The following is a 26,167-nucleotide window of genomic DNA, read 5'->3' as shown; positions in this document are numbered from 1 at the left end:
TTATGTAAATATTTCTTAAGCTATATGTGAAGTATCACATTCAATTTCAAAATCGATTTTGTCTTCATCAATATTTATGATTGTCAAACATGTATTGTGCACAAATGGTTCATTCCAGAATTCTTTTATTGATAAGTTCTTTAGTATCTTATAAAAGGCTTTAACAACTCCTGCATGAGCAACTACTAATACATTATTCTTGTCCTTTTGCTCCAGAATTTCATTAATAACCACTTGAATTCTATCCGTAAATTCATCATAAGTTTCACCATTCAGAGGCTCGTATAAATGAGGCTTCATCCAAAAGTTATTATATCTTTCAGAATGAGATTCTTCAATTTCTTTATGTAACATTCCTTCCCAATCTCCAAAACTGATCTCTTTAAGATTTTTATGGGCTATTATCTCAATCTCATTATCTCCTTTTACTATATTTGCAGTATCTAGTGCTCTACTTAATGGACTCGAGAATATTAAATCAAAATTTACATCCTTTAAACTTTTACCAAGCATAGTTGCTTCTTCAATTCCCTTTTGAGTCAATTTTGCATCTAAACTTCCTTGCAATCTCCCCTCAAGATTCCACTCAGTTTCCCCATGTCTAGTTAAATATATCTTCATCAATAAATCCCCCTATGTTATTCTTCTATTGGTAATTTAGTCCTTATGATAGGTCTAACTCCATACTCTTCTTTATATTCATTAATAATCTCTTGAATTACTTCAGGATTTTTCTTTATCTCTTCAATTTTATTTTTTTCAATTCCCATACTGAAAGGACAATTACATAAACATATTCCACAATCAGTACCTAGGCTTCTCCACCTTCTATAGCATTCTTCCATATTGATTTTCCATCTTAATACACCATCAACCATTTCTTTAGTTCCCTTAGAGATGGATTTTCCTGGACATGTCATAGCACATAAACCACATTTATCACAGAACTCCTGTAACCCAAAGTCCACCTTTCCATCAGGTATCAATGGCATATCTGTAGTTACTATTCCTAATCTTACTCTTGGTCCATACTCTTTTGTTACTAAGAGTCCATTCCTACCAAGTTCCCCTAGGCCTGCTTCTACAGCTACGAGTGGCGCTATAGCAAGATAGTTACCATCCATATGATTCCTAGCATCATATCCAAGTTCTCTAATATAGTAAGATAATATCATTCCAATAATTCCTACGTCAGTATATCCTTTAACAGTTGCAATAGCCTCCGGCAATTGTGGCGCTCTCATAATAAAATCCTTCTTTAATTCTACTGCAAAAACAATACCATATTTATGCATTTTTTTAACCTTATCTCCGTAATGCTTACTTTCTCGTCCTCTATGGGAGTAATAAAATTCTTCTTTCATTTCACAAATCCCAATAAGATCAGCACCATAAATATGTGATAACTCTTTCAATTTTAAGCTCATCTTTTTCTCATTGATTTCTTGTTTAACTTCATTAGTTTTCCCTTCACTAAGTTCTTTTATATCACTTAAGAACCTGAAGTTTGCATTCACAATAGGTGAATTTATTTTGTTAAATGTAACAGATCCCTCCTCACCTAGTTCTGGCATAGCTCTAAGTTCATCATCTATCTCTTTCAATTCTGATTTTCTTTTGTAATAATCTTCATACTCTTCAGTGCCTTTTTCATAATTCATTCTTGAAAACATGTGATCTCTCTCATCAAATCTCTTCAACTTCTTCACCTCAATTATTTATGGCTTCTCAAATAATTTTATCATATTGATTAAATCATTGAAAATATAATATATATTATAGTCTATTAGCGAGTAATTTATATGATTTTCTTTCCAATTTTTTAAGAAAGAAAAACCACATTCATCATATACTTTTGCATATGATAAATGTGATTATTATTGTAAAAATAATACCGACCATGCCTTTTATATTTTTTTCCTTACTTTTAAAATCACCTTTAGCCGCTCTTATTGTAATATTTAATATAAAAAAACCTGCCAATATATAAATAAATGATTTCATAGTAATTCCTCCCATAGTAATTACTATGAAAGGAATTTTTCAAATATTATTCAGTTATATAAACTAAAGATTATTATTTCTTACCTAAAATTTCTTCAAGATCTTTTTCTGGTGTTGATACTGGTCTAAGACCGAATTTATCTACTAATACCTGTAAAATATTCGGTGTAACAAATGCTGGTAATGTTGGCCCTAAATAAATATTTTTTAATCCTAATGATAACATTGTCAATAAAACAACAACTGCTTTCTGTTCATACCATGAGATTATATATGACAATGGTAGTTCATTAACATCACATTCAAATGCATTTGCAAGTGCCAATGCAATCTGTATTGCTCCATATGCATCATTACATTGCCCTACATCAAGCACCTTAGGGAATCCTGCTACAGTCCCTAAATCTAACTTATTAAATCTAAATTTACCACATGCAAGAGTTAAGATAATTGTATCATCTGGTGACTGCTCTGCAAATTCAGTATAATAATTTCTTCCTGGTCTTGCTCCATCACATCCACCAACTAAGAAGAAGTGTCTAATCTTACCAGCCTTAACAGCTTCAATGATAGCCCCTGCATTACTCAATACAGCATTTCTTCCAAATCCAACTGTAATTCGCTTCTCTGGTTCGTCTTCTTTAAATCCACCAAGCTCAAGAGCTTGATTTATCATTTCAGTGAAATCTTTTGGTTGATCTTTGTTATACTCAATATGTTTAACATCATCCCATCCAACTACACTTGTTGTGTATAGTCTATCTTTGTAACTATCTCTAGGTTTCATAAGACAATTTGATGTCATAAGAATACAACCTGGTAAATTATCAAATTCTTTTTGTTGATCCTGCCAAGCTCCTCCGAAATTACCAATCAAGTATTTATGCTTCTTAAGTTCTGGATATGCACAACCTGGAAGCATCTCTCCATGAGTATAGATATTAACTCCTTTACCTTCCGTTTGCTCTAATAATTCTCTTAAGTCTCTTAAATCATGACCAGATACAACAATGAAAGGACCTTTCTTTTTAGTAATTAACATCTCCGTTGGTTCTGGGTGTCCGTAATTTCCTGTATTAGCATTATCTAATACTTCCATACACTTAAAATTACATTTTCCAAGTTCCATATTTAAATTTAATAACTCTTCAACAGTTATATCTTTTCTTAGTGTTTCTCCTAAGAATCTAACCATTCCATTTACAACTTCTTTATCATACCCACCTTGAACGAAAGCATGATGAGCATATGCACTCATTCCTTTAAGTCCATATATTAGCATTTCTCTTAATGATCTAATATCCATATCAAGGTTTTCATCATCCATTACACCTAGATTAGGCATATCAGGTAATGCTAAAACTTGCTCTACTGTTTCAGGAGCCATAAAATCTGCATCCTTTGGAGCGCTTTCATTTCCTACTTTTTCAATTAATTCTTTCTTAATTTTGTTTGCCTTTTTTATGTATTGGAGAAATCTATCATTATCAAAATTAACATTGGTCAAAGTAGCGAAACAGCCTTCCATAGTGAAGTCCGCTGTTTCTCTACAAATTTCTTCTCCTTTGTTCACAAGTTCATTACAATAATATCCTATACCTTTTAACTGTAAAATAAGTACATCTTGCATTTTAGCTGTCTCAGGAGATTTACTACATACGCCAACTTTTGTGCAACCTTTTGAACCTGCTGTTTGTTCACATTGAAAACAGAACATAGCTGTATCCATAATTACTCCTCCTTAAAATTATTCCTAATTATTTTATGAGTAATTCTAAAAATAATACTATTTATTTTTGTTCATAGATATTTTTATACTTAATGAATTATCCTGAAATAAAAAAGGCGCGTTTCACGCGCTTCGCTAAGGAACCCTATGGTTCCCCTCGACGCAACTAATATTGCTGAGCCCCCTTAAACCGGCAGGGGAAATACTTCCCCTACAACCCCTTCATTTTTTATTATTAAGAAATTGAACTGGTACAATTTTACACTAACATATAACACGTTGATATAAGCACGATTACATGTGATAATTTATTAAGGAAATTTTTCAATTTCCTTAATAATAAAAAAAGACACTTTATTGTGTCTTATTGTACATTAAATCCATTTTTCTTTAATTTTTCTTTTATTTCTTCTACTTTTTCCGATTCTGCATCTACTTTACAGAATACTTTTTTAAGATTCATAACTTTAAGATTTACAATAGTCATAGAAATAATACTTACATTCTCTTTATATAGTTTTGTTGTTAACTTACTTAACACACCTTTCATATCGCGATAAACAACAACTAAATTCTCTCCTTTATTTTCAGACCCAATACTATTTGAAAATAAGTTTAACATTTTTTTATTTGGAATAATTCCCAACAATTCGTTATCTTCATTTACTACTGGCAAAAATAAACATCTTGTTTCTTTTAATTTTGCTATTATTTCATCTAAAGTATCATCAAGAGTTACTGGTGTATATTCCATTAAGAAATTATCTACTGTAGAATTTTTAGCGTTTTCATTCTCAAAAATTGCTTCATATGACGGAACTTTAGATATAACACCAAAATACTTATTATTCTCATCAATTACAGGGATGTTGTTGTATTCTTTCATCTTTTTTAGTGCTTCATTTAAATTTTCACCTTTTTTAACTACAGTAGGATTTTCAATTATTAAATTCTTAAGTATATTTCTCATATTATCTCCTTTTCGACAAATAGTATTTTTCAAACAAAAATCGGATTCACAATAAAGCTTTTTCTAAAACATCTTACCACGAGCTCGATCTTAGTACAAGCTTTGATTTCTATTTCTAATACTGTCAGTTCTAATGCATATGCTTATGGTACTCCTTTAAGTTATGTACTTATAAATAATGAACTCGTGAAGAATTCCTCTTCTCGAGTTCATTTGATTTAAAAACTATAATGATCTATATTGTTCATCTTTAAAATATCCTTCTCCATTCATATACTGCTTCAGTACTTGGAGAATTTTTTCTTTATCTCTATTTAGAGTTCCCCCAAGTGGTACATAATTAGATGCATGATTGCTTCTGAATATACACTCTGACACTTCAAGATTATTTATAAATTCATAGGTCTCAGCTATAACCTGTTGTGGTTGCAAAAGTACCATCTCTCCCCTACTAATCCTCATGTGAAGTTCGGTTCCCTCTTCAACCATTAAAGTTAGAAGACCAACATAGTGAGGATTAATTTCAGAAATTACCCTAGCTGATTCAACCGCATGATCTCTCCACTTATCAACCCCACCTATTCCTGATATTAAAGTTGCTGAGAGCTTCATACCACATTCTATTGCTTTTTTACCTGCATTAATTATTTCTTGTGCTGTAACACCTTTGTTTATAATTTTTAATATTTCATCGCTTCCTGATTCTATACCCATATATAACATTTCTAATCCATGTTCTCTAATCATCCTAATATCTTCATTACTCTTATTGATTATATCTCTTGGAGTTGCATAAGAAGAAACTCTCTCACACTCAGGAAACAAATCTTTTATTTCTAGAAGAATTTCTATAAGTTCAGAAGTTTTCAAGATAAAAGCATCTCCATCTGCTAAGAATATTCTTCTTACTGACCTATACAAATTTCTAGCTTCTCTTAATTCTTCCTTAATTAAATTTATATCCTTTATTTTAAATTTTTTTTCCTTATACATAGCACAGAATGTACATTTATTATGGGAACATCCAATAGTAACTTGGATAATCAAACTCCTTGCTTCACTCGGTGGTCTATACACCACACCTTCATATTTCAAAAAATCTCCTCCTCCCAGTATGTTTCTATTCTATCAATCTTCTTCTTTTGATACAACACTGTAGATGGCATATAAGTATATTATTTTTATGATAATTTTTTTGTAAATTTTAGGTTTATTTAATAAAAATGTTGTATAATAGACATTATAATATAGAATTTTTTGTAAAATAAAGGTGGTGCTTTTATGTTAGTAAATGAATTTTTAAATAACCAAAAGGATTATTTTCTAAAAGGGGAGACCCTCTCATATGAATTTAGACTTAATGCCCTTATGAAATTAAAAGCCTCTATTAAACTTAATGAAGAGCTAATCATGCAAGCATTAAAAGCTGATCTTGGAAAATGCGAGTTCGAAGCATACGCTTCTGAAATTGGTATTGTCTATGAAGAACTAAACTTTGCTTTAAAACACCTGAAAGAATGGATGAAGGACAAAAAGGTCTCTACTCCCCTATTTCAAACGGGTGGAAAATCATTTATACACTATGAACCTAAAGGTACTGTTCTTATCGCTTCTCCATGGAACTACCCTTTTAATTTAACTATGGTTCCTCTTATAGGTGCTATAGTTGGAGGAAATACCGTATTAGTTAAAACCTCCGCCACTACACACAATACATCTGAGGTCATCAAAAAAATCATCACTGAAAATTTTGATGATAAGTATATCAAATTCTTAACTGGTGGAAACAATGAAGTATTAGAGATAATTACTATTGGAGTAGACTACATATTTTTTACTGGAAGTATCGGTATTGGAAAAATTATCATGGAACATGCTTCGAAAAACTTAACTCCTCTAACACTTGAGTTGGGAGGGAAAAGTCCCGTAATTGTATGCGATGATGCAAATATTGAAGTGGCTGCTCAAAGAATAACATGGGGTAAATTCTTAAATTGTGGTCAAACCTGTATTGCTCCTGATTATTTATATGTACATAAAGATGTAAAAGAAAAGTTTATACATGAAATGATTCATTGTATTGAAAAATTCTATGGTACTGATGCAAGTTCATCACCTGATTATGGTAAGATAGTGAACGAAAAACAATGTGACCGACTAATTGAGTATCTAGATAAAGATAAGATTGTATACGGTGGAACTCATAATAAAGAGAGTTTATATATTTCCCCAACTATAATGGATAATATTACTTATGAAGATAAGGTTATGAGTGAAGAAATTTTTGGTCCTATAGCTCCAATTATAGAGTTCACTGATCTTAATGCTGTTATTCGTGAGATTAACAGTAAACAACGCCCTCTAGCAGCTTATTTTTTCACTGAGGATCAATACAAAATTGACAAACTCATAGATTCAATACATTATGGTGGTGGATGTGTAAATGATGTAGTATCTCACATTACTAATGTTAATTTACCTTTTGGTGGAAATGGCCTCAGCGGAATGGGTTCTTACCATGGATATGAAAGTTTCTTAACATTCTCACATAAAAAAAGCATAATGAGAAAAAGCACTAAAATAAAATCTAAACTACCATTCCCTCCATATAATAATAGAGTAAATCTTGTAAAGAAAATCATGAAATAAAAACAATGTAAAAGGAGAGTATTTAGTTGCTATACTCTCCTTTTGTTCTTTATCTCATTAAAAGTTCTTTTATTTCATCTGTCATCCCTTCTTCAGTTAATTCATAATGCGGAATTACTCTTCCATTATTTAGATATATATCAAACCCATGTTGATGATCTCCATATCTCTCATAAATGATGTTATACTCATTTCTAAACCCTTCTTTTATTAATTTTTCCATGATACTTGGTTCTGTAACTGTAATTTCTCTATGCTCACGATCACGAGTATAGACTACAATTTTTTCTACCTCATCTGTTGATAAAAGTATTTCATCATATAATTCTAGTTCCTTTAACGTATTTATTGTATTTTCAAATCTATTTGTAATTGTTATGTTTCTTTGCACATTCTCACTTTTTTCCGTAATAATTTCCCCATCATCCACAACTTTACTGTCTATATCTGCAAAGAGTATTATACTTCCAATAACATCAGTATTCATTAAATCCTCAAATCGGAATCCGTCTACGTCTTTTTTTATTGCCTTTGTTAATTGATTAATAGTATCTCTATCTAGTATTTTTTTCTTTGAAATAGCATCTCTATCCCCATATCTATTCATATATCCTTTTTCTAGCATTAAATAATTTACATCTTGTCCACTTTCTATCCCTCCATAAATATGATTTTTATTTTCTTTGCTTAAATATATATTTTTGAGAGATTCATGGTCTAATAATTTCTCATTAAAGTAATATGCTCGTGATTCCTTAAATTCACCATCACTGAATATTTTATAATGAATTCTAGGCATATATCCACTGGATTTAATATATTTTTTTCTATTCTCCAAAAGATAGTCCTTAAATTTCAATGCTTCTTTCATCAAATTTTTATCTTCTATTTGAATATTAATGTCTCCTACCTGACCTTCTACATTTAGAAACATAGATATAAATTCCACTTCATTAGTGTTTACATTAAATTCTTGGACTCCAAATAAATTTATCCATATTCCATAAAATCCAATAAATACGATTAGAAAGTATATCCCAAATCCTTTTAGTTGTTTTTTCTTAAATATTACACTAATTGATTTCTCAATAAAACATGTTACAATACAATACGCTATAGCACCTGTTATTAAATAAACTCCAATTTTATAAGAAAAACCGCTCTCTCCATATCTATTCTCTAAAAAAATTAGAGAAGTGAACATAACACATAATGTAAAGCCATATTTTAATATTGGACTAAACCATTTAAAGGCAATCATATTTCCAACAGCCTCTGATTTTCTACGATTAAATAATAGATATGAAATAATTAAATATCCTACTATGCATAAAACAAAATTAATTAATAACCCACTGTTCAAATAATACTCTACATCTAAGTTCCTCAAACCTAATACTTTATTACTTGAAATAGGGTTCAATCTTTCCATTATTCCAAAGTATAAATCATTTTCATACAAAGAATGTCCTGTATATCCGTATATCCATAAGCTTAATGTTACTTCTACAATTCTTTTTAATGCTGATGGAAGATACATAAAAACAAAGAAAAATACCCCTGTAGCAATTGATGATGACGTAAAACTTCCTATTGCAATTGATATAGTATAAGCTAGAGCTGAAATCAATATAAAAAGAAATATTACTTTAATTACATACATTATATTAACAATTGTATACAGTCCATTAACTCCCATAAGTATAATCAATATTGAATATGATATTATCAATGGAATCAATATCATGATTAATCCCGCTATATACTTTGATATGAATATTGTCTTTTTAGTAAGCGGTAGCGAATATATGAACTCACTGCTAGCTTTCCTATTCATAAAACTAAATACTAGGATTGAAATCCCAACCGCTCCTCCAATTATTATTACATAAATAGGACCAGCAAATAAGCAGTTATTTATTTCTTTTAAACTCAAACTTTCTTTAATTGTTAAAGAAGATATTGGCAATACCGCAACAAATATCATTGCTATACAATACAATGCCATTGCCCACCAGTATCGCTTTAAATCATTAAGTACTAATCCCTTATCTAACCATGATTTTTTCATACTCATATTCTTTCCCCTCCAATTCAGCAATAAATATTTCTTCAAGAGTCAATGGCATAATATCGTAGAATGTAATTCTAGAGTTTTCAAGAACGTCTACTATTTCTTCTTTATATCCCCTTACTATTTCAATTTTCACCTTTCCTCTCTTCTCATGTTTAACTACTTCAAATCTATCGTCATCAAAAACACTTGTATCTTCTAATTCACTCACATATTGAATTTTTTGCATATCAACTTTAAGATCATCTAAGTCCTTCTCAATTATTATTTTTCCTCTATAAATAATGCCTATATGATCACATAGATCTTCAAGCTCCAAAAGATTGTGTGAAGATATTATTGTTGTCATCTCTCTATCTGCAGTTTCATTTATAATCATCTCTTTTATCCGCTTTCTTATCATTGGATCTAACCCATCTAAAGGTTCATCCAGTATCATAACATCAGGTTTCAAAGAAAATGCAATCCAAAACATCGCTTGTTTTTTTTGACCCTTTGATAAGTTATTCATTTTCTTAGAAGATGGAAACTTAAATACACTCTCCAATTCCTTGAATCTTTCCCATGAAAATGTCTTGTACTGTGTTGAGAAAAATTTTGCCATAGCCTTTACAGAAAATCCGTAAAAATTGTATACTGATTCATTCATGAAAAATATTTTCTCTTTTGTTTCCGGACTCTCAAATATTCCTTTATCACAACATGTTACATTGCCTTTATCACAATCATATATCCCATTCAATATTTTTAATAAAGTTGATTTTCCGCAACCATTTTCACCAACTAATCCATATATAGATCCCTTTTTAACATTTATATTCAAATCACATAAAACTTCATTATTTGAAAACCCTTTATAAATCCCTTTTCCCCTGATCATTCTAAATCCCCCTCTCGTTCATGACCTCATCAATTATGCTCTTTATCTCATCAAAAGTAATTCCACTATACATTGCCTGTGTCATGACTTTTTTAAGTTCATTTTTAATCTTGTTTTTCTCTTCATTGTTCTTACGGTCCTGCCTCCCCATAACATAACTCCCCTTTCCCTTTATGGAATAAATATACTCTTGCCTCTCAAGTTCTCTGTATGCTTTCTGTATTGTATTTGGATTTACTCCAAGTTCTTTTGACAGTGCTCTAACAGATGGTAATTTTTCATCTTCTACTAAAACACCCTTAATGATAAGTTCTTTGTACTTCTCCACTAACTGTTCATAGATAGGCACTCTACTTCTAAAATCTACTTGAACCATTTGGTACTCCTTTCACAAATCATTTATATACTGTATTATTTGTATTAACTGTATTAATATACTTAGTACAGTTATATATTACTACACTATTTCATACACGTAAATACCTTTTATAAAAAAATTCCATAAATAACAATAAAATCACCCCAAGGGTTAATACCCCTGAGGTGATTTTATCGTTGATTAAGCTTTTTTAACTGCCTGATTTATACCCAATTTTTTCTCATCTTTTCCCACTTATAATCTCTATGCTTTTCAATAACTTTGATATCTTCTTCACCTAAATGCTTAAATCTACCCTGCTTTTTTAAGTAGCTTTCTATAGGAGTAAATTCTTTAGGGTTTTTATTTAGCTTGAACTCTCCATTTTCATATTCAGCTAAATACCAAAGACCACAATCAACAGCTTCTTTAGCTAATGATATAGTTATATTAGTTGCATGTCCCCATCCTGTTGGACATGGAGCTAATATATGAATATAAGAAGTACCTTCAACTTCCTTAGCCTTTTCAACTTTTCTCATGAAATCTTCTGGATAACCAATACTTGCTGTAGCTGCATAAGCAATATCATGAGCCGCTACGATTTCAAACATGTTCTTTTTCATGTTTTGAGCACCAGGAATATTTTCTCCTGCTGGTGAAGTAGTAGTCTTACTTCCATATGGAGTTAATCCACTCTTCTGTATTCCAGTATTCATATATGCTTCATTATCATTACATATATAAATAACCTTATCATTTCTATCTATCGCCCCTGAAAGTGATTGCAATCCAATATCTGCAGTTCCACCATCGCCAGCAAAACCAATAGAATAAGCATCTTTTATACCAAGAGCTTTAAGACCTGCTGCTACACCTGATGCCACAGCTCCTGTTGAAGCAAATGGTGTGATTATAGCATTATTTCTAAATGCCATTTGAGGATATATGAAAGATACAGCTGACATACATCCAGCTGGTAATGATGCAAATGTTCTTTCACCAAGAATTTTCATAGCTAATCTAACAGCTAAACTCTCACCACATCCACCACAAGCTTTATGTCCGTAAAAATACTCTTTATTTGTAAGTGTTCTAGCATTGATAGGTTTCTTATCCATCATTATTTTTCACACCTCACATTCATATATTGAATTCTCTCTTCTACTTTACCTTCTGATGCATTTATCATGCTGTTGAACATATCTTCAATATGGTTCTTTCCAATATCTCTTCCACCAATACCTGCAATGAAATTTAATGACATTGGATGTTTTTCCATAGTTACAAGTGCTGAGTTAACATTAGTAAAGATTGTTCCCTCATATCCAAATGAAATATTCTTATCTACAACACCAATAACCTTAGCATTCTTAACAGCTTCTCTTATCTTTTCTGCTGGGAAAGGTCTAAGATATCTTAATTTTAATAATCCTACTTTTTTCCCCTTATTTCTTAAATCATCAACAACCATTCTTGATGTTCCTGTTACTGAACCAGTAGTTATCAAAATGACCTCTGCATCTTCACATCTATACTCCTCAATAAGCCCACCATAGTATCTTCCAAACTTATCTCCAAATTCCTTATCAACAGCTTCAATTGTATGTACAGAATTCTGCATATCTAATTCCTGCTTAATTTTAAATTCCATATTCCAATCATTACCTGCTGTTATACATAAGCTCTTAGGATCATTTAAATCCATCTTGTTTTGTGGCATATTGATTGGTGGAAGAAATTCATCAACATCTTTCTGTTCAGGTATTTCAACAACCTCATAAGTATGAGTTAATACAAATCCATCAAGGTTAACCATCATTGGAGTCATAACCTCTTCTGTTTCTGCAATTCTATATGCCTGTATCATCATATCAAGTGCTTCTTGAGCATCCTCAACATACATTTGAATCCAACCTGAGTTTAATAAGAACATAGAATCCATCTGATCACCATAAATGTTCCATGGTGTTGCAATAGATCTATTAGCATTCATCATTACTATTGGCATTCTAGCACCACTTGCATATGGTAGACATTCTGCCATATATAATAATCCTTGAGATGAAGTCGCTGTAAAAGCTCTCGCTCCTACTGAACTTACCCCCATAGCACAAGCCATTGCACTATGTTCTGATTCAACATGCATATATTCAGCCTTTAATGACCCATCTTCAACAAAATCTGCAAGTCTTTCAACTGCAATTGTTTGAGGAGTTATAGGATACGCTGATATTACATGTGGTCTTGATAATCTTACTCCTTCAGCTACTGCATCATTTCCGCAAATAAACGCTCTTCTTCCCATCTATTTCTCCTCCTTTACCATATCTATAGCACCAAGCTTACACTCATAAGCACAAACTCCGCACCCTTTACAATAATCGTAGTCAATTGTAAGTTTTTCTTCACCTTTGCTTATAACTCCATCAGGACATAGAAGAAAACATTTTAAACAATTTACACATTTGTCTTGATTAATTACAGGTCTTAAAACTCTCCAACCAGCATTAATAGTCACCAATGTTCCTCCATCACATGTGGAGCCTACAGGGTATTTTGATATTCTCTCTGGTTCTTTCCAATCTTTATTAACCTTAGGTCTATCCATCTCTCTAAACTCCTCCCTACGCTTCTTTAACAGCATCATATGACTTCTGAATAAGCTCAATATTCTTCTCTGAAACAGACGCTTTTAACGTATCCTTTATTGCATTCTTACAATCATCTAAAGAAACAACATCAGAAATAGCCACAAGAGCACCTAACATAGCTGTATTAGTAATTGGTCTTCCCAGTACCTCTAGCGCAAGGCTTGTAGCATCTATTGTAATAATTTTATTTTCTACTTGTCCCGCATATTTTTCTGGTGTCTCTGTGTTTATAATTATTATAGTATCTTCTTTTAAACCTGCAACAACCGCTGGCCCCCACAGTGTTTCATCAAGTACAATTACATAATCACATGTAATTACTTCACTTCTATCAGTAATTTTTGTTTCACTAATTCTAGTAAATCCCAAAACAGGAGCTCCTCTTCTCTCAGGTCCAAATGATGGAAAAGCTTGAGCATATTGTCCTCCATATACTGAAGCAGCCTGTCCTAATAATCTAGCAATAGTGAAAGACCCTTGTCCCCCTCTACCATGCCATCTAATCTCTTTCATAAACGCACCACCTTATCCAGTGAAATTATTATTTTCTTAAAATTTTAAATATTTTACCTATTAAAAAGTAACATATATCATTAAAAATATCAATTTAGCACTATTAAGTGCTAAAATATATGAAATAAGGTACAGTCTTTGACTATACCTTATTTCATATACCTAGATTTATGTGCACATTTTCTCATTGCAGAAATAACTGCGGATTTAAATCCTTTACTCTCAAGTTCTGCTACTGCTTCAATTGTTGTCCCACCAGGTGAACATACATTATCTCTTAGTTTTGCTGGATGTTCATTGCTCTCCATTACCATCTTAGCTGATCCTAGTACAGCCTGACATGCCATTTTATATGCCTTATCCCTTGGCATACCTTCTAAAACAGCTCCATCAGCCAAAGCTTCTATAAACATGAACACATATGCTGGGGATGAACCACTTACTGCAATGAAAGCATCAATGAGATCTTCTTTAATCACCTCAGCTTCACCAAAACACTCAAATATTTCTTTTATCTCTTCTAAATCTTGCTCAGTGGCTAGCTGATTTTTACATAGAGCGCTCATCCCTTCACCTACTAGTGCAGGAGTATTAGGCATTGTCCTTATTATCTTTACTGGTTTCTTAAACATTTTTTCTACATCAGTTATTTTCTGACCTGCTGCTATTGTTACAATGATTTTATTCTCATCTATTATACCTTTTATTTCTTCTATAACATCTTTATAAATGTTTGGTTTAACACTTAAAATAATAATATCACTCGCACTAGCAATATCCACGCTAGATTTTCCAACATTTATTCCATATCTTTCTTTTAAGGATGATGTTTTCTCAGTACTTCTATCGAAAATAATTACGTTATTTTTATCAATATTCCCTGATTTTATCATTCCACCAACCATTGCACTTCCCATATTTCCGCATCCTATAAATCCTATTTTTTTACACATCTTCTTCATCCTCTCTACAACATTTTCTTAAGTTCTTTTCCCCATTGAATAATTTCATTGTTTGTTGAATCAATATTTTTTAATGGCTTTACAATATCTATTGAATTAATTATTGAATTGTTATCTTTAACTAAGGCTTTAAATTTTTCAGTTACTTTACCCATGCCTCCTTGGTGTGTACAAAAAAAGGCAATCTTCTTATTCTCTATGTTCTCTCTCTCAAAAAAACTTCTTATAGGCGGTGTTACAGTACCTGCCCACACTGGTGTCCCAATTATAATATTATCATATTGTTCAAGGTCTAAATCATAAGATTTAAGTTCAGGTTTTTTCTTCATCATCGCCTGTCTTCCACCCCAAATATATTTAGAAAACCCTTTTGTTGTAATCTCTTTTACTACTTTAATCTCTAAACTATCACAGTTTAATTCCTCTGAAAGTTTCTCAGCCAACCTCTTAGTACTTCCCTCAAATGAATAATAGACAACAACACTCTTCTTCATATTATCCTCCTAAGTCATATTCAAATAAATAACTAGTCAGTATGCTAGTCTATTTCGCATAATCCTTCTTCATCAGAACCCACTGATAGAACAACTATCAGTAGAACCTAACTCATCGTCTGATGCAAAATATCCGTCGCATCTTTGACTTGTTATTTATTTTCATATACCAAATTTTATTCTCATATATATTATAACAACTTTTATCACAATAAAAATAGAAAGTGGTCAAAGATTTTATGTTAAAATCTTTGACCACTTATTTGTTTTATAAATATTAATGAAAAAATTATTAATTGTGTTATTTATTAAGACTAACTTTTTTATCGTGCTCTTTTTTTTCTTTAAAGAATTTTTTTGTTTCAGCAATTACTATTCCACTTAATGCAAGTAATCCTATAAGGTTAGGTATAGCCATTAATCCATTAACTATATCTGCAATTGTCCATATAAGATCAAGTTTTAAGAATGGCCCAACTGCAACAATAGCTATGAATATATATTTGTACCATTTAATAGCCTTTACACCGAACAAATATTCAGTACATCTCTCACCATAATAGTTCCATCCTAAGATTGTTGTGAATGCGAAAAACAAAATCCCAAAAGTAACTATGTATCCGCCTACTGCTTCTATTGGCAATCCACCTTTAAATGCTGCACTTGTTAATGCAGTACCTTCTAAACCAGCATCACTCCATAATCCTGATTGAATTAAAACTAATCCAGTCATTGTACATACTATTATTGTATCAATAAAAGTACCAGTCATTGATATCAATCCTTGTCTAACACATGACTTTGTTTTTGCAGCAGCAGCAGCTATTGGTGCACTACCTAGACCTGATTCATTTGAGAATACTCCTCTTGCTACACCTGCTCTAATAGCAAGCGCCATTCCTGCACCAGCAAAACCACCTGCAGCAGCATGTCCATTAAATGCACTCTGTATAACTAATTTGAATGCTTCACCTGTAGCTGAAGCGTTAGTTATAAGTATAATTAACGATCCTAATATGTATAATACAGCCATAAATGGTACTATAAATTCTGCAACTTTAGATATTTTCTTAATTCCACCTAATGTAACAAGTGCTACTGCTATAGTTAATACCACCCCAGTTACAACTATAGGGATATTAAATCCAGCTTCTAAACCTCCAGCAATAGCATTTATTTGAGGGAATGTTCCTATTCCAAAGAATGCAACCCCTATACCAAATATAGCAAACATACTTCCAAGGAATTTACCTAATTTCTTGTTCTTTAAACCTCTTTCAAGGTAATACATTGGTCCTCCAGATTGGTTACCATTTTCATCAGTTACTCTGTACTTAACAGCAAGTAATCCTTCAGCATATTTTGTTGCCATTCCAAAGAAAGCAGCTAGCCACATCCAGAATAAAGCTCCTGGCCCCCCCAGTTTTATTGCTGTTGCAACCCCAACGATATTCCCTGTACCAATTGTTGCAGCGAGTGCTGTACATAAAGCCGCAAAACTTGACACATCTCCTTTAGCATCAGTATCAATACCTTCCTCTTTGGAAAATAAATACTTTAATGCTAGTGGCAATTTAAAAATCTGTAGTACTCCAAGTCTTAATGTTAGATAAAGTCCAGTTCCTACAAGTAAAATTAATAATGGCGGTCCCCAAACAAAATCACTAATACTTTTGAATAATTCTAACATTTTTACCCCTCCCAGATATAGATATTTTTTTAACAACCTATACATACATTTTATACAATGTTCATAATTTTTGCAATATTCTTATCAATATTTGTAGATATATAGAGGATATTAGAGATTTACAGAGGTAAACATTGTTATTTTCAATACTTAAAAATCTTATTATAGATTTTTCCTATAAAAAAACGTTATTATTTTAACATTTTACTGTGTTACACTGTTAAACTTTCCTAATTTTTCTACAGTATATTGTATTTTAGTGGTTTTTTTTATTTGTTAATATTTCACTAAATTACTCCATGTAAAAAAAAGCACGCTAAGCGTGCCTTAAGGTGAAACTCATGTTAAGCTATATCTTGTAACCTTTATTTAGCATTTACAATTGCTCTAAATTCCTCTGAAACTTTAAGTAGCTCATCAAATGTTCCTTCTGCTTCAATAAATCCATCTTTTAAAACAATAATATTTTCTGCTCTCTTAAGTGCTATCTTTCTATTTGAAACAGCTAAACAAGTTATATTATTAAATTGGAATAATCGATCCCAAAGTTTACCCTCTGTTTCAACATCTAAAGCACTTGATATATCATCAAAAACATATAGTTGGGAATCCCTAAGAAACATCCTAGAAGCAGCCACTCTCTGTTTCTGTCCTCCAGACAACTTTACTCCTTTTGAGCCTACAACTGTATCTAGTCCTTTTTCAAGATTCTTTACATCTTTTTCAAATACAGATGCATAGATAGCTTTATTAATGTCCTTTTCACTTTTATCTAATCCTAAAAGTATATTCTCCTTTACTGTTTCACTCAATAGATTAGGTACTTGAGAAGTATATGAACAAATTGGAGGAATAAAAAACACGTCTTCATCAACTTTATCTCCATTCCAGAAAACCTCTCCACTTTGTTTTGGTAACAACCCTAACATTGTTCTTAAAAGTGTTGTTTTTCCAGACCCTATTCTTCCAGTTATTATAGTAAATGTTCCTTTCTTTATTGTTAATGTAATATTTTCAATACCACCTGTTGTATCTTGGTATCTATACGTCAAATCTCTTAATTCTAGTTCTTCAAGCTTTTCTTTTGCCTCCTGATATATTTCTTCATTCCTCTCAGGTGCCTCTTTAATATATAATTTTGAATGCTTTGTTATGCTTTCATAGCTTCCTTCTGTTATATCATTAATTTTTCTAAAAGCAACACCTGTCTGAAAATAATTTGCTAAAATTTCTCCAAAGAATATTGCTTTATCAGTTACAAATTGTAGAAAATACACAAAGAGAGTAAAATCACCAACTGTAAAACTTTCTGTTTTTATTGCAGTACCAGCAACAAGAAGAATTAACCCAGTTCCTATACTTATAGTATTCTCAAATATAGAATGTAATAGTTGGTTCAATAAAGTATCCTTTATCATAGCTTTTTTACGCTTTTGATTCAATGACTTAAGATGTTCCAACATATTCTTTTCTTTACAAGCTAATTGTATTGCTTGTACAGAGTTAAACATCTCTCCCATTGCACCATTTACCATACTAGTAGCTTTTCTCGCCTCTTCTCTATACCTTTTGATTTTTTTTGTTGTTGATTTTGCTATTGTTACAATTACCACTAAAGGTGCATATACCAACACTGTCATCTTCATATTAATCTTCATAAGAATAATTAATGATATCACTGAAAAAACAACAGCTCCAATCCCATCAATTAACCAACTTATAGAATCAGTTATCTGATTTACATCATCTCTATAAGTATTAATAACTTCTCCTAAAGACTTCGGTACTGCTTTTGCCCCAGGTTTTTTCATTATTTCATCCAAAATGTTAAATCTGAGTACTGCTGAAATTGAGAACCTATGAAGTATATCAGTAACAAATCCATAATACATCACAACTAATTTAACGATGGTAAATGCGATTATTCCTATTATCAATCCATTTAATCCATATTTAAATGTTGATTCTCCTTCAATATATTCAAATGTATATTTCAATAATAACCCCATAAAAATCGGTGTTACGTGTATAATAATCCAGAATATATTATTAAATAGATAAAGAATTGGTCTATATTTTATTAACTCCCATATAAGTTTAAATATTTTAATATTTCCTCTATCATTACTCTCAATTTTTTCCATTATACTAACACCTCCTCGATACCATGCTTACACAATTTTGAAAATCTTGATTTTTCCTCTTTCAATAGACTTGCCCTTTCACCATGTTCAACAATTTGTCCTTTTTCAAGAATAAGAATCTCATCTGCTCTCTTTATAGTACTCAATCTATGCGCAATTATTATGCAAGTCCTATTCTTAAGAAGGTTATTTAGCGCAGTCTCCATCATTTCTTCTGTAGCTGGGTCAAGCCTAGAGGATGCTTCATCAAGTATCACTAAGGCAGGATCTTTTAAGAAGACTCTTATAAATGCAATTAATTGTGATTCACCTGCGGATAATCCAGTCCCTTCTGAACTTAACATTGTATCCAATCCCTTTGGAAGATTATTTACCCATCTTCTAAGCCCAATCTCATCTATTATGCTATAAATTACTTCATCATGGATGCTTTCATCAAAAAGGGTAATATTCTCTCTGATAGTTCCTTGAAAAAGCTGTACATCTTGAGTAACATAGGCTATCTTATTCCTCATTTCTTGAAGTTTAATATCTCTCACTTCTTGATCATTTAACTTTATTTCACCACTAGTAATGTCGTACAATCTAACAATCAACCTTGCAAGCGTTGTCTTACCACTTCCCGTCCTCCCTAAAACTCCCAGAATCTTTCCACTTTCAAGTGAAAAATTAATTCCCTCTAATACATTTTCACCTTCATCATAACCGAAATATACATCTTTTAATGTTATTGATATTTTATCTTTATTTTTGAAAATTTCTGTTCCATCTTCAAGCTTACTTTTAACTGAAAGTAATTCATCAAGACGTTTAATACTTGCTCCAGCTTTCTGAAGATCCTGAAATTCTCTCCTAATGTTCTCTATAGGTCTAACAATTAAATTTGAATAATGAAATAGTACATATAGCGCCCCTATTGATAAATCTCCCTTTACAAACAACCATCCACCCAGTCCTAGTATAGCTACATTTACAAAAGTAAATATCACTGTAGATGATGCCCACATTTTCATGTACATCATCTCACCATCTCTAGTATAAGGAAATAACTTATTTATAAGCTTATGGTATGAATAAATAACATAGTTTACTGCTCCATTTGATTTTATATCCTCAGTACTTGCTATGAATTCACCAACTACCCCATATAATTCTGCATTCTTTTTTCTAATAATTTTCCATTTACCAACAGCTATTTTTTGCATCATACTAAATACTTTAAAAGCACAAAGTACTAGTATAAATGTTACAAACCCAATTAAAGGACTTTTTATAAACATAACTATTATAATTCCAAGAATCAATATTATATTACCTAGAATCTTAATTATAAATTTTGAGAAGAAATTGAATAAAGCAGTTATATCTCCATCAATTCTTTCGATTAACTCCCCAGTCTTCTGTCCCTTATGAAAGGACATATCTAACCCAAAACAGTGATCCATTAAGTCAATTCTTAAATTATTAGTTGCATACCACCCAACATTTTGAGCCATATATGTTGAAGCTATTGCAAGTAACTGTTTACATATTGCAAAAACAATAAATAAAATTGCAAAGATTGTTAATCCTTCAGCTCCTTTTCCTTCTTTTGCTCCATCAATAAATTCCCCCATAATTTGAGGATTTATCAACTCCAACATTATTGTTCCCATCATCATTAAACACAGTACGATTATACTCCCTTTTTGCTTCTTTAAATATTTCCTCAATAACTTAAAATAATCTGCAACATTTAATTTCTTGTTTATCTTCATACCTCATCCCCCTTAAAACACATTCAAATAAATATCTTCCCCAAATTTAGTAATTCATTATATAAATGGCGCGTTTCACGCGCTTCGCTAGGAAACCCTAGGTTTCCTTCGACGCAACTATCGTTGCTGAGCACCTTCCTTAAACCGGTAGGGAAAATACTTCCCCTACAACCCCTTCATTTTTTATCCTTAAGAAATTGAATTAATGAAATTTCACATAAACTTGTCATATGTTTATATAAACAAGATTCCACGTGATAATTTCTTGAAAAGATTTTTCAATTTCCTTAAGAATAAAAAATTAAAACCTTATAAGCAGCTGCTCATAAGGTTATTTTAAACTTCATTATACTCTACGAAAACACAATTTAAAGATCGTTCACCTTATTCCTTCACCTCAGGCTTTTTCAACGCCTGAAAGTCCGAGTATAGAAAATAAAGTAAAAACAATGTCATATGACTTTGTTATCAAACTCTAAAATTTTATTTGTAGATTATATATATGAATATGAAATAACCATAGTTACATATTGAATTAGTAAATTGGGCATAGCAAATTAACCTCTTAATATAGAGTTTAAAATACCATTATTATGTTTTTTATCCCAAGTTAAATGTTCAATAGTATTACGCTCATGGTTATCCCCCTTCATCTTAATTTACACTTTTTACAAATTATATCACATTTTTTTACAAATTAAAAGATATTCTTCAATTTATTTCTGAGGTTTCCATATATATATATCTTCTTTGTCAATATATCCTAATCTACCTTTTCTTTCAATTGCTCCAATACCACACTCAAACCCATAGGCTTCTGCATAAGCAAATGGGACAACAACCTCATTATTTTTATTAATATGCCCCCACTTATTATTTTTCATCGCTGGAATCAGTTCTTCACTTATATTATCAAGATCCTCATATTCAATAGGGATAATCAGGTTACCCGCTTTATCAATCATTCCAAATAATCCATCTCTCTCAACAACTGCATATCCATTGCTAAATTCATCACAAAAATCATAATCTGGTTCAATCACCATTTCTGCATCTTTATTTATATAGCCATAGCCATTCCTTACTTCTACACCAGCTAAGCCTTCTGAAAAACCTCCAGCTTGAATAAACTTACAAGGAATTTCTATTTCACCTTTAGTGTTTATGTAACCATATCTATTTTCAACTGCTACTGCTGCTATACCTTCACTAAAACTTTGAGCATAATCATACTGAAAATCTATTACTGTTTCACCAGTGGAATTTATATAACCAAGCTTTCCACCGTATTGCACCAATGCTAATCCATCGTTAAAATCGTACGCATCATTGTATTGAAATGGAATAATCTCTTCTCCGTCTATATTAATATAACCTATTTTATAATTTTTTTTAGCTCTACATAGTCCTTCACTTAAATATGCTAAATCTTCATATTTAAAGTCTATAACAATCTTTCCTTCTAAATCAATCATTCCCTTTTTGCCTTCATTAGTTACAACTGCATATCCGTCAACAAACTCATCCCCATTATCATAACAAGGTTCTATTTTAATTTCTCCTTTACAATTAATGTATCCATATTTTTCTTCTATAACCACTGGAAAAAGTGCTTTATTATTCATATTATCACTCCATAGTATTTTTTTATATAAAACATAATCAAATAACTAGCTAGTCAGTATGCTAGTTTATTTATTTTTATACGCATAAGTAGATTATAGCAAACTTACCTCAAGAGACCAATTTATTTTTTTACTTATTTGCTTTAGTCTTGATTTTCTTTTTTTATTATTCTCTCTTTCTTCATTATTTATAAGAGGCACTAATTACCCTTAAATAATTACCAATTTTAATTTAAATATAATTTTTCTTCTTAATCATTGGTTATTTTTTCTAAAATGTATTATACTCTATATATAGAAGTATAATATATAATAACCTAATATGGAGGAATTTTTATGGAAAAAATTGCTTTAATTACAGATAGCACATCAGATTTAACTGAAGATATTATCGAAAAGTATAACGTTACTGTATTACCTTTTAGAATAATTTATAAAGATAGAGAATACCTTGATGGAGTTGACATAAAACCTAATGAAGTTTATGAGAATCTTGATAAAGAAGTTCCAACCTCCTCATTACCTCCATTAAAAAAGATGCATGAAGTCTATGATGACCTTCAAAAACAAGGATATACACATGTAATTGCAATCTTACTATCAAGTGGTCTATCAGGAATTTATAATGCTCTTAGTTTAGTTTCAAAAGATTATCCAAATATTCAGAGTTTTATCTTCGATTCAAAATCCATATCTCATGGCGAAGCTGTTTTAGTTGAAGAAAGTGGGAAACTTATAACCACTCAAACTCCATTTGATACTATAAAAGAAAAAATCGAAGAATTTAGAAAGAAACTTGAAGTATATTTCGTTGTGGATACCCTAGAATATCTAAAAAGAGGTGGCAGAATAGGGAAAGTTTCTGGTACTATAGGTGAACTTCTTAAAATCAAACCAATCATATCTGTTGGAGAAGATGGTAAGTATTTTACTGTGGATAAAGTACGAGGAAAGAAACAGTCCTTGAAAAAAATTATTGACGTTGGAAAGTCAAAACTCAAAGAAAATACTCGAATAATACTTATGGATGGTTATGCAAAAAAAGAATCTCAATATGTATATGAAGAACTTAAAAAATATAGTGAAGAACTGCAACAAGGTATTGTGGAACTTCTTGGATCCATTAGCCCTGTTTCTGGGGTACATAGCGGTCCTGGATTAGTAGGTATGGTAGTTTTTAATAATTAATAAAAGAAAGCTGTAAATATGGGGATAATTTCTCATATTTACAGCTTTCTTTTATTTATATAGATAATTCTACAAAGCACTTTTTCTAGATATATATTACATATCTTTTATCTTTTTAACTTCATCTAGAACTTGTATAGCTACCTTATCAAAACTCTCCACCATCATCTCACTCAATCCATCATTAAGTTCCATATTACATACTTCAATCAAAATAACATTACCTTTATATTTCTTATTGTTTTTAAAGATATAATCAAACAAAGTATTACTGTGACAATAATCTTTATTACTGTAATAGTCAACTCTATATTCTTCTAAACTCATACTACGTATTCTACCTGAATCCCCACCTGTAAAAGAAGCATCTAATATTACCAATTCATTCTCTTCATCAATACAACTTATAGCATAACTAGTATCAGTTTCACATTTTACTACTTCATATCCCATAATATTAAATTCTTTAGCTAAATAATCTGCCAAGTATATTGCTACTCCATCATCTGATAATAAAATATTACCTAAAGCTAAAATTTTTTTCATTTTATATCACCCTTATAGTTATTGGTTCCATTCTTGTCTTTCATTTTTCACCTCAAAAATTGTTTCTTTAAATTATATTCCCTTTATACATGTATATATACTAAATTTTTGTGTTTCAGTTTTAAAATTAAGCTTAAGTTTATGAATAGTGTTTCTATGGCATTGCCATTCAACATTTTCAAAAAATTATGGGCTAGACATATATCACACAATGCCTACCCCCAACAAATCTTTAGATGTTATACTTATAATTATTGTTTAAAGTTAATCTTAAAACTAGTTCTTTCAAAGGGTTTACTTTCAACTGAAATACTTCCATCCATTTTTTCAACAAGATTTTTAGTTATGGCTAGTCCTAGTCCACTACCTTGAAGATTTCTATTTCTAGATTTTTCACCTGTGTATAAACGTTCAAAGATATAGGGTAATTCATCCTCATGGATTCCTTTTCCTTTATCCCAAATTACTAGCTTCACTGTTTTCCCATCAATTGAAAGATCTACTCCAATTATTTTACCTTCATATCCATATTTAATACTATTTGAAATTAAATTAGTTATGATCCTATTTAAACAAACTACATCTCCCTTTACATATATTTCTTTATCGCCAAGTCTAATTTCTGGTTGAATATCTTTTTTCTCAAATTCATTTATAAATGTTATTATATTATTTCTTAAAATTTCACTGAGATTAACCTTCTCCATTTTTACTTCAACATCGTCTGCTTCTAGTTTAGATATATGAAAAAACTCTTCTATCATATTTTTCAAAACTATTCCCCTACTATAAGCAATATTCAAATAATCCATTCTTTTTGATGGAGTTATATCCTCACTTTTTGATAGTTCAATATATCCAATCAAAGAAGTTAACGGGGTTCTAATATCATGTGATATGTTTGAAATCATTCTTCTATGTTGGTCTATATATTTCTTGTTTTCCATAAATATCTGCTGATGTTTGTCCATAAGATTATTGATATTGTTCAATAATTTCTTTTTATCTTTTGATGCATTTTCAAACTTGAAACGCTCCATTGATCCTTCTTCTAATACTTCCTTCAACTTATTAGATATTTTAATATTAAGTATTCTTTCATTATAAAGTAATAAACATAAAACTATAATAATTGCTATCAAAATATATATCATTTTTTCATCCCTACCAGTTTATATCCAATTCCCCATACAGTTTCAATTAATTTAGGGTTATTCGGATCATTTTCTATCTTACTTCTAAGTCTTCTCATATGTACTGTAACAGTGTTATAGTCTGTAATAAAATCTTCCCCCCAAACACTGTCATAGATCTGTACTTTTGTAAATACTCTGTTAGGATTTTTAAAGAACAGTTTCAAAATATTCATCTCTTTTGCAGTTAAAGCTACTTCTTCTTCACCTTTATAAACACAATAGTTATTCATATCAAAGGTAACACTGCCATACTTATAAATTGATTTATCATCAATTTCTTTCCCTTCACTATAATGGATACATCTTCTAATATTACACTTTATTCTTGCTACCATCTCTGGAACAGAAAAAGGCTTAGTAAGATAATCATCTGCCCCCATTCCAAGACCAATTACCTTATCCGTTTCCTCACCTTTTGCTGATAAAATTATGATAGGAACATTGCTCTTCATTCTAATTCTTCTCATTGTTTCCAACCCGTCTATTATTGGCATCATCACATCTAGTAAAATTAAGTCATAGTTCTTCTCCTCAAACTTAAGTATTCCTTCCTGACCATCAAAAGCCTGTCCAACATTATATCCTTCTTTAATAAGAACTTCTTTGATCATGCTATTAATATTAATATCATCTTCAATTATTAATATACTGTTTCCTTCCATAAAACAATCACCTCTATGTAAATTATACCAACAATTGCTTGTTTTGAACATGTATTCATATTCTCATTTATT

At 30.9% G+C, this 26,167-nt stretch carries 24 protein-coding genes; 2 read left to right on the top strand and 22 right to left on the bottom strand.

Features of this window, described 5'->3' with window-relative positions; all coding sequences use genetic code 11:
* Positions 1–15: 15 nt before the first annotated feature.
* From KDK92_RS14570 to KDK92_RS14545, 6 genes are all read right to left on the bottom strand, one after another.
* Positions 16–621 carry a histidine phosphatase family protein gene (locus KDK92_RS14570; RefSeq protein ID WP_250860064.1) on the bottom strand — a complete coding sequence of 202 codons (606 nt, stop codon included), beginning with the start codon at positions 619–621 and terminating at the stop codon, positions 16–18.
* Positions 622–638: 17 nt separating this feature from the next.
* Entirely contained in the window at positions 639–1,709 is a 1,071-nt protein-coding gene (locus tag KDK92_RS14565; protein WP_250860063.1) for a reductive dehalogenase domain-containing protein, read from the bottom strand.
* Between the two features lie 136 nt (positions 1,710–1,845).
* Entirely contained in the window at positions 1,846–2,004 is a 159-nt protein-coding gene (locus KDK92_RS14560; RefSeq protein ID WP_250860062.1) for a hypothetical protein, read from the bottom strand.
* A 73-nt stretch (positions 2,005–2,077) separates the two neighbouring features.
* The gene (gene hcp, locus KDK92_RS14555) at positions 2,078–3,733 is read right to left on the bottom strand and encodes a hydroxylamine reductase (RefSeq protein ID WP_250860061.1); all 1,656 of its coding nucleotides are present in this window, start codon (positions 3,731–3,733) and stop codon (positions 2,078–2,080) included.
* Between the two features lie 364 nt (positions 3,734–4,097).
* Positions 4,098–4,703, bottom strand: a complete 606-nt coding sequence (locus KDK92_RS14550) for a CBS domain-containing protein (protein WP_250860060.1) — start codon at positions 4,701–4,703, stop codon at positions 4,098–4,100.
* A 225-nt stretch (positions 4,704–4,928) separates the two neighbouring features.
* Positions 4,929–5,798 (bottom strand): radical SAM protein, encoded by an 870-nt coding sequence (locus KDK92_RS14545; protein WP_250860059.1) that lies wholly within the window; start codon positions 5,796–5,798, stop codon positions 4,929–4,931.
* Positions 5,799–5,984: 186 nt separating this feature from the next.
* On the opposite strand from KDK92_RS14545, the gene KDK92_RS14540 reads away from it, so the two are divergent.
* Positions 5,985–7,352: an aldehyde dehydrogenase gene (locus KDK92_RS14540; protein WP_250860058.1), complete on the top strand. Its 1,368-nt coding sequence runs from the start codon at positions 5,985–5,987 to the stop codon at positions 7,350–7,352.
* Positions 7,353–7,401: 49 nt separating this feature from the next.
* Here the strand turns inward: KDK92_RS14540 and KDK92_RS14535 are convergent, their stop codons facing one another.
* The 13 genes from KDK92_RS14535 to KDK92_RS14475 all read right to left on the bottom strand — a co-directional run bounded on the left by KDK92_RS14535 (position 7,402) and on the right by KDK92_RS14475 (position 22,503).
* Entirely contained in the window at positions 7,402–9,429 is a 2,028-nt protein-coding gene (locus KDK92_RS14535) for an ABC-2 transporter permease (protein ID WP_250860057.1), read from the bottom strand.
* Positions 9,401–10,306, bottom strand: a complete 906-nt coding sequence (locus KDK92_RS14530; protein ID WP_250860056.1) for an ABC transporter ATP-binding protein — start codon at positions 10,304–10,306, stop codon at positions 9,401–9,403. The genes KDK92_RS14535 and KDK92_RS14530 overlap by 29 nt, the downstream gene beginning before the upstream one ends.
* A gap of 1 nt (position 10,307) precedes the next feature.
* Entirely contained in the window at positions 10,308–10,682 is a 375-nt protein-coding gene (locus KDK92_RS14525; protein ID WP_250860055.1) for a GntR family transcriptional regulator, read from the bottom strand.
* 206 nt (positions 10,683–10,888) lie between these two features.
* Entirely contained in the window at positions 10,889–11,788 is a 900-nt protein-coding gene (locus KDK92_RS14520; RefSeq protein WP_250860054.1) for a thiamine pyrophosphate-dependent enzyme, read from the bottom strand.
* Positions 11,788–12,972, bottom strand: a complete 1,185-nt coding sequence (locus tag KDK92_RS14515; RefSeq protein WP_250860053.1) for a transketolase C-terminal domain-containing protein — start codon at positions 12,970–12,972, stop codon at positions 11,788–11,790. The genes KDK92_RS14520 and KDK92_RS14515 overlap by 1 nt, the downstream gene beginning before the upstream one ends.
* Positions 12,973–13,275, bottom strand: coding sequence for a 4Fe-4S binding protein (locus KDK92_RS14510; protein WP_250860052.1), 303 nt, complete (start codon positions 13,273–13,275; stop codon positions 12,973–12,975).
* A gap of 16 nt (positions 13,276–13,291) precedes the next feature.
* Complete coding sequence (locus KDK92_RS14505; RefSeq protein WP_250860051.1) at positions 13,292–13,831, bottom strand: 2-oxoacid:acceptor oxidoreductase family protein; 540 nt, start codon at positions 13,829–13,831, stop codon at positions 13,292–13,294.
* A gap of 149 nt (positions 13,832–13,980) precedes the next feature.
* Positions 13,981–14,784: a pyrroline-5-carboxylate reductase gene (proC, locus tag KDK92_RS14500; protein ID WP_250860050.1), complete on the bottom strand. Its 804-nt coding sequence runs from the start codon at positions 14,782–14,784 to the stop codon at positions 13,981–13,983.
* 14 nt (positions 14,785–14,798) lie between these two features.
* On the bottom strand, positions 14,799–15,287 hold the full coding sequence (locus tag KDK92_RS14495) for a flavodoxin family protein (RefSeq protein WP_250860049.1): 489 nt from the start codon (positions 15,285–15,287) through the stop codon (positions 14,799–14,801).
* Positions 15,288–15,588: 301 nt separating this feature from the next.
* Entirely contained in the window at positions 15,589–16,977 is a 1,389-nt protein-coding gene (locus KDK92_RS14490; RefSeq protein WP_250860048.1) for an alanine/glycine:cation symporter family protein, read from the bottom strand.
* Between the two features lie 365 nt (positions 16,978–17,342).
* Positions 17,343–19,121 carry an ABC transporter ATP-binding protein gene (locus KDK92_RS14485; RefSeq protein ID WP_250860047.1) on the bottom strand — a complete coding sequence of 593 codons (1,779 nt, stop codon included), beginning with the start codon at positions 19,119–19,121 and terminating at the stop codon, positions 17,343–17,345.
* On the bottom strand, positions 19,121–20,878 hold the full coding sequence (locus KDK92_RS14480) for an ABC transporter ATP-binding protein (RefSeq protein WP_250860046.1): 1,758 nt from the start codon (positions 20,876–20,878) through the stop codon (positions 19,121–19,123). The genes KDK92_RS14485 and KDK92_RS14480 overlap by 1 nt, the downstream gene beginning before the upstream one ends.
* Before the next feature lie 716 nt (positions 20,879–21,594).
* Entirely contained in the window at positions 21,595–22,503 is a 909-nt protein-coding gene (locus KDK92_RS14475; RefSeq protein WP_250860045.1) for a WG repeat-containing protein, read from the bottom strand.
* A 336-nt stretch (positions 22,504–22,839) separates the two neighbouring features.
* On the opposite strand from KDK92_RS14475, the gene KDK92_RS14470 reads away from it, so the two are divergent.
* Complete coding sequence (locus tag KDK92_RS14470; RefSeq protein WP_250860044.1) at positions 22,840–23,691, top strand: DegV family protein; 852 nt, start codon at positions 22,840–22,842, stop codon at positions 23,689–23,691.
* 96 nt (positions 23,692–23,787) lie between these two features.
* Here KDK92_RS14470 and KDK92_RS14465 read toward each other — a convergent pair whose 3' ends face one another.
* The 3 genes from KDK92_RS14465 to KDK92_RS14455 form a co-directional block, all read right to left on the bottom strand.
* The gene (locus KDK92_RS14465; protein ID WP_250860043.1) at positions 23,788–24,237 is read right to left on the bottom strand and encodes a hydrogenase maturation protease; all 450 of its coding nucleotides are present in this window, start codon (positions 24,235–24,237) and stop codon (positions 23,788–23,790) included.
* A 251-nt stretch (positions 24,238–24,488) separates the two neighbouring features.
* A complete protein-coding gene (locus KDK92_RS14460; RefSeq protein ID WP_250860042.1) occupies positions 24,489–25,391 on the bottom strand; it encodes a sensor histidine kinase in 903 nt (300 codons plus the stop codon).
* Entirely contained in the window at positions 25,388–26,095 is a 708-nt protein-coding gene (locus KDK92_RS14455; RefSeq protein WP_250860041.1) for a response regulator transcription factor, read from the bottom strand. Before KDK92_RS14455 ends, KDK92_RS14460 begins: the two co-directional genes overlap by 4 nt.
* Positions 26,096–26,167 lie beyond the last annotated feature (72 nt).

The organism is Oceanirhabdus seepicola (assembly GCF_023684385.1).
Lineage (GTDB): Bacteria > Bacillota > Clostridia > Clostridiales > Clostridiaceae > Oceanirhabdus > Oceanirhabdus seepicola.
This window is presented reverse-complemented; position numbering and strand designations above follow the sequence as displayed.

Bases quoted from the DNA above. Each gene is read 5' to 3' on its own strand.
- KDK92_RS14490 (WP_250860048.1), bottom strand. From the start codon at position 16,977: ATGTTAGAATTATTCAAAAGTATTAGTGATTTTGTTTGGGGACCGCCA.
- proC (WP_250860050.1), bottom strand. From the start codon at position 14,784: ATGTGTAAAAAAATAGGATTTATAGGATGCGGAAATATGGGAAGTGCA.
- KDK92_RS14495 (WP_250860049.1), bottom strand. From the start codon at position 15,287: ATGAAGAAGAGTGTTGTTGTCTATTATTCATTTGAGGGAAGTACTAAG.
- KDK92_RS14455 (WP_250860041.1), bottom strand. From the start codon at position 26,095: ATGGAAGGAAACAGTATATTAATAATTGAAGATGATATTAATATTAAT.
- KDK92_RS14465 (WP_250860043.1), bottom strand. From the start codon at position 24,237: ATGAAAAAAATTTTAGCTTTAGGTAATATTTTATTATCAGATGATGGA.
- KDK92_RS14540 (WP_250860058.1), top strand. From the start codon at position 5,985: ATGTTAGTAAATGAATTTTTAAATAACCAAAAGGATTATTTTCTAAAA.
- KDK92_RS14510 (WP_250860052.1), bottom strand. From the start codon at position 13,275: ATGGATAGACCTAAGGTTAATAAAGATTGGAAAGAACCAGAGAGAATA.
- KDK92_RS14570 (WP_250860064.1), bottom strand. From the start codon at position 621: ATGAAGATATATTTAACTAGACATGGGGAAACTGAGTGGAATCTTGAG.
- KDK92_RS14480 (WP_250860046.1), bottom strand. From the start codon at position 20,878: ATGAAGATAAACAAGAAATTAAATGTTGCAGATTATTTTAAGTTATTG.
- KDK92_RS14530 (WP_250860056.1), bottom strand. From the start codon at position 10,306: ATGATCAGGGGAAAAGGGATTTATAAAGGGTTTTCAAATAATGAAGTT.
- KDK92_RS14560 (WP_250860062.1), bottom strand. From the start codon at position 2,004: ATGAAATCATTTATTTATATATTGGCAGGTTTTTTTATATTAAATATT.
- KDK92_RS14485 (WP_250860047.1), bottom strand. From the start codon at position 19,121: ATGGAAAAAATTGAGAGTAATGATAGAGGAAATATTAAAATATTTAAA.
- KDK92_RS14475 (WP_250860045.1), bottom strand. From the start codon at position 22,503: ATGAATAATAAAGCACTTTTTCCAGTGGTTATAGAAGAAAAATATGGA.
- KDK92_RS14470 (WP_250860044.1), top strand. From the start codon at position 22,840: ATGGAAAAAATTGCTTTAATTACAGATAGCACATCAGATTTAACTGAA.
- KDK92_RS14520 (WP_250860054.1), bottom strand. From the start codon at position 11,788: ATGATGGATAAGAAACCTATCAATGCTAGAACACTTACAAATAAAGAG.
- KDK92_RS14535 (WP_250860057.1), bottom strand. From the start codon at position 9,429: ATGAGTATGAAAAAATCATGGTTAGATAAGGGATTAGTACTTAATGAT.
- KDK92_RS14550 (WP_250860060.1), bottom strand. From the start codon at position 4,703: ATGAGAAATATACTTAAGAATTTAATAATTGAAAATCCTACTGTAGTT.
- KDK92_RS14515 (WP_250860053.1), bottom strand. From the start codon at position 12,972: ATGGGAAGAAGAGCGTTTATTTGCGGAAATGATGCAGTAGCTGAAGGA.
- hcp (WP_250860061.1), bottom strand. From the start codon at position 3,733: ATGGATACAGCTATGTTCTGTTTTCAATGTGAACAAACAGCAGGTTCA.
- KDK92_RS14505 (WP_250860051.1), bottom strand. From the start codon at position 13,831: ATGAAAGAGATTAGATGGCATGGTAGAGGGGGACAAGGGTCTTTCACT.
- KDK92_RS14525 (WP_250860055.1), bottom strand. From the start codon at position 10,682: ATGGTTCAAGTAGATTTTAGAAGTAGAGTGCCTATCTATGAACAGTTA.
- KDK92_RS14460 (WP_250860042.1), bottom strand. From the start codon at position 25,391: ATGATATATATTTTGATAGCAATTATTATAGTTTTATGTTTATTACTT.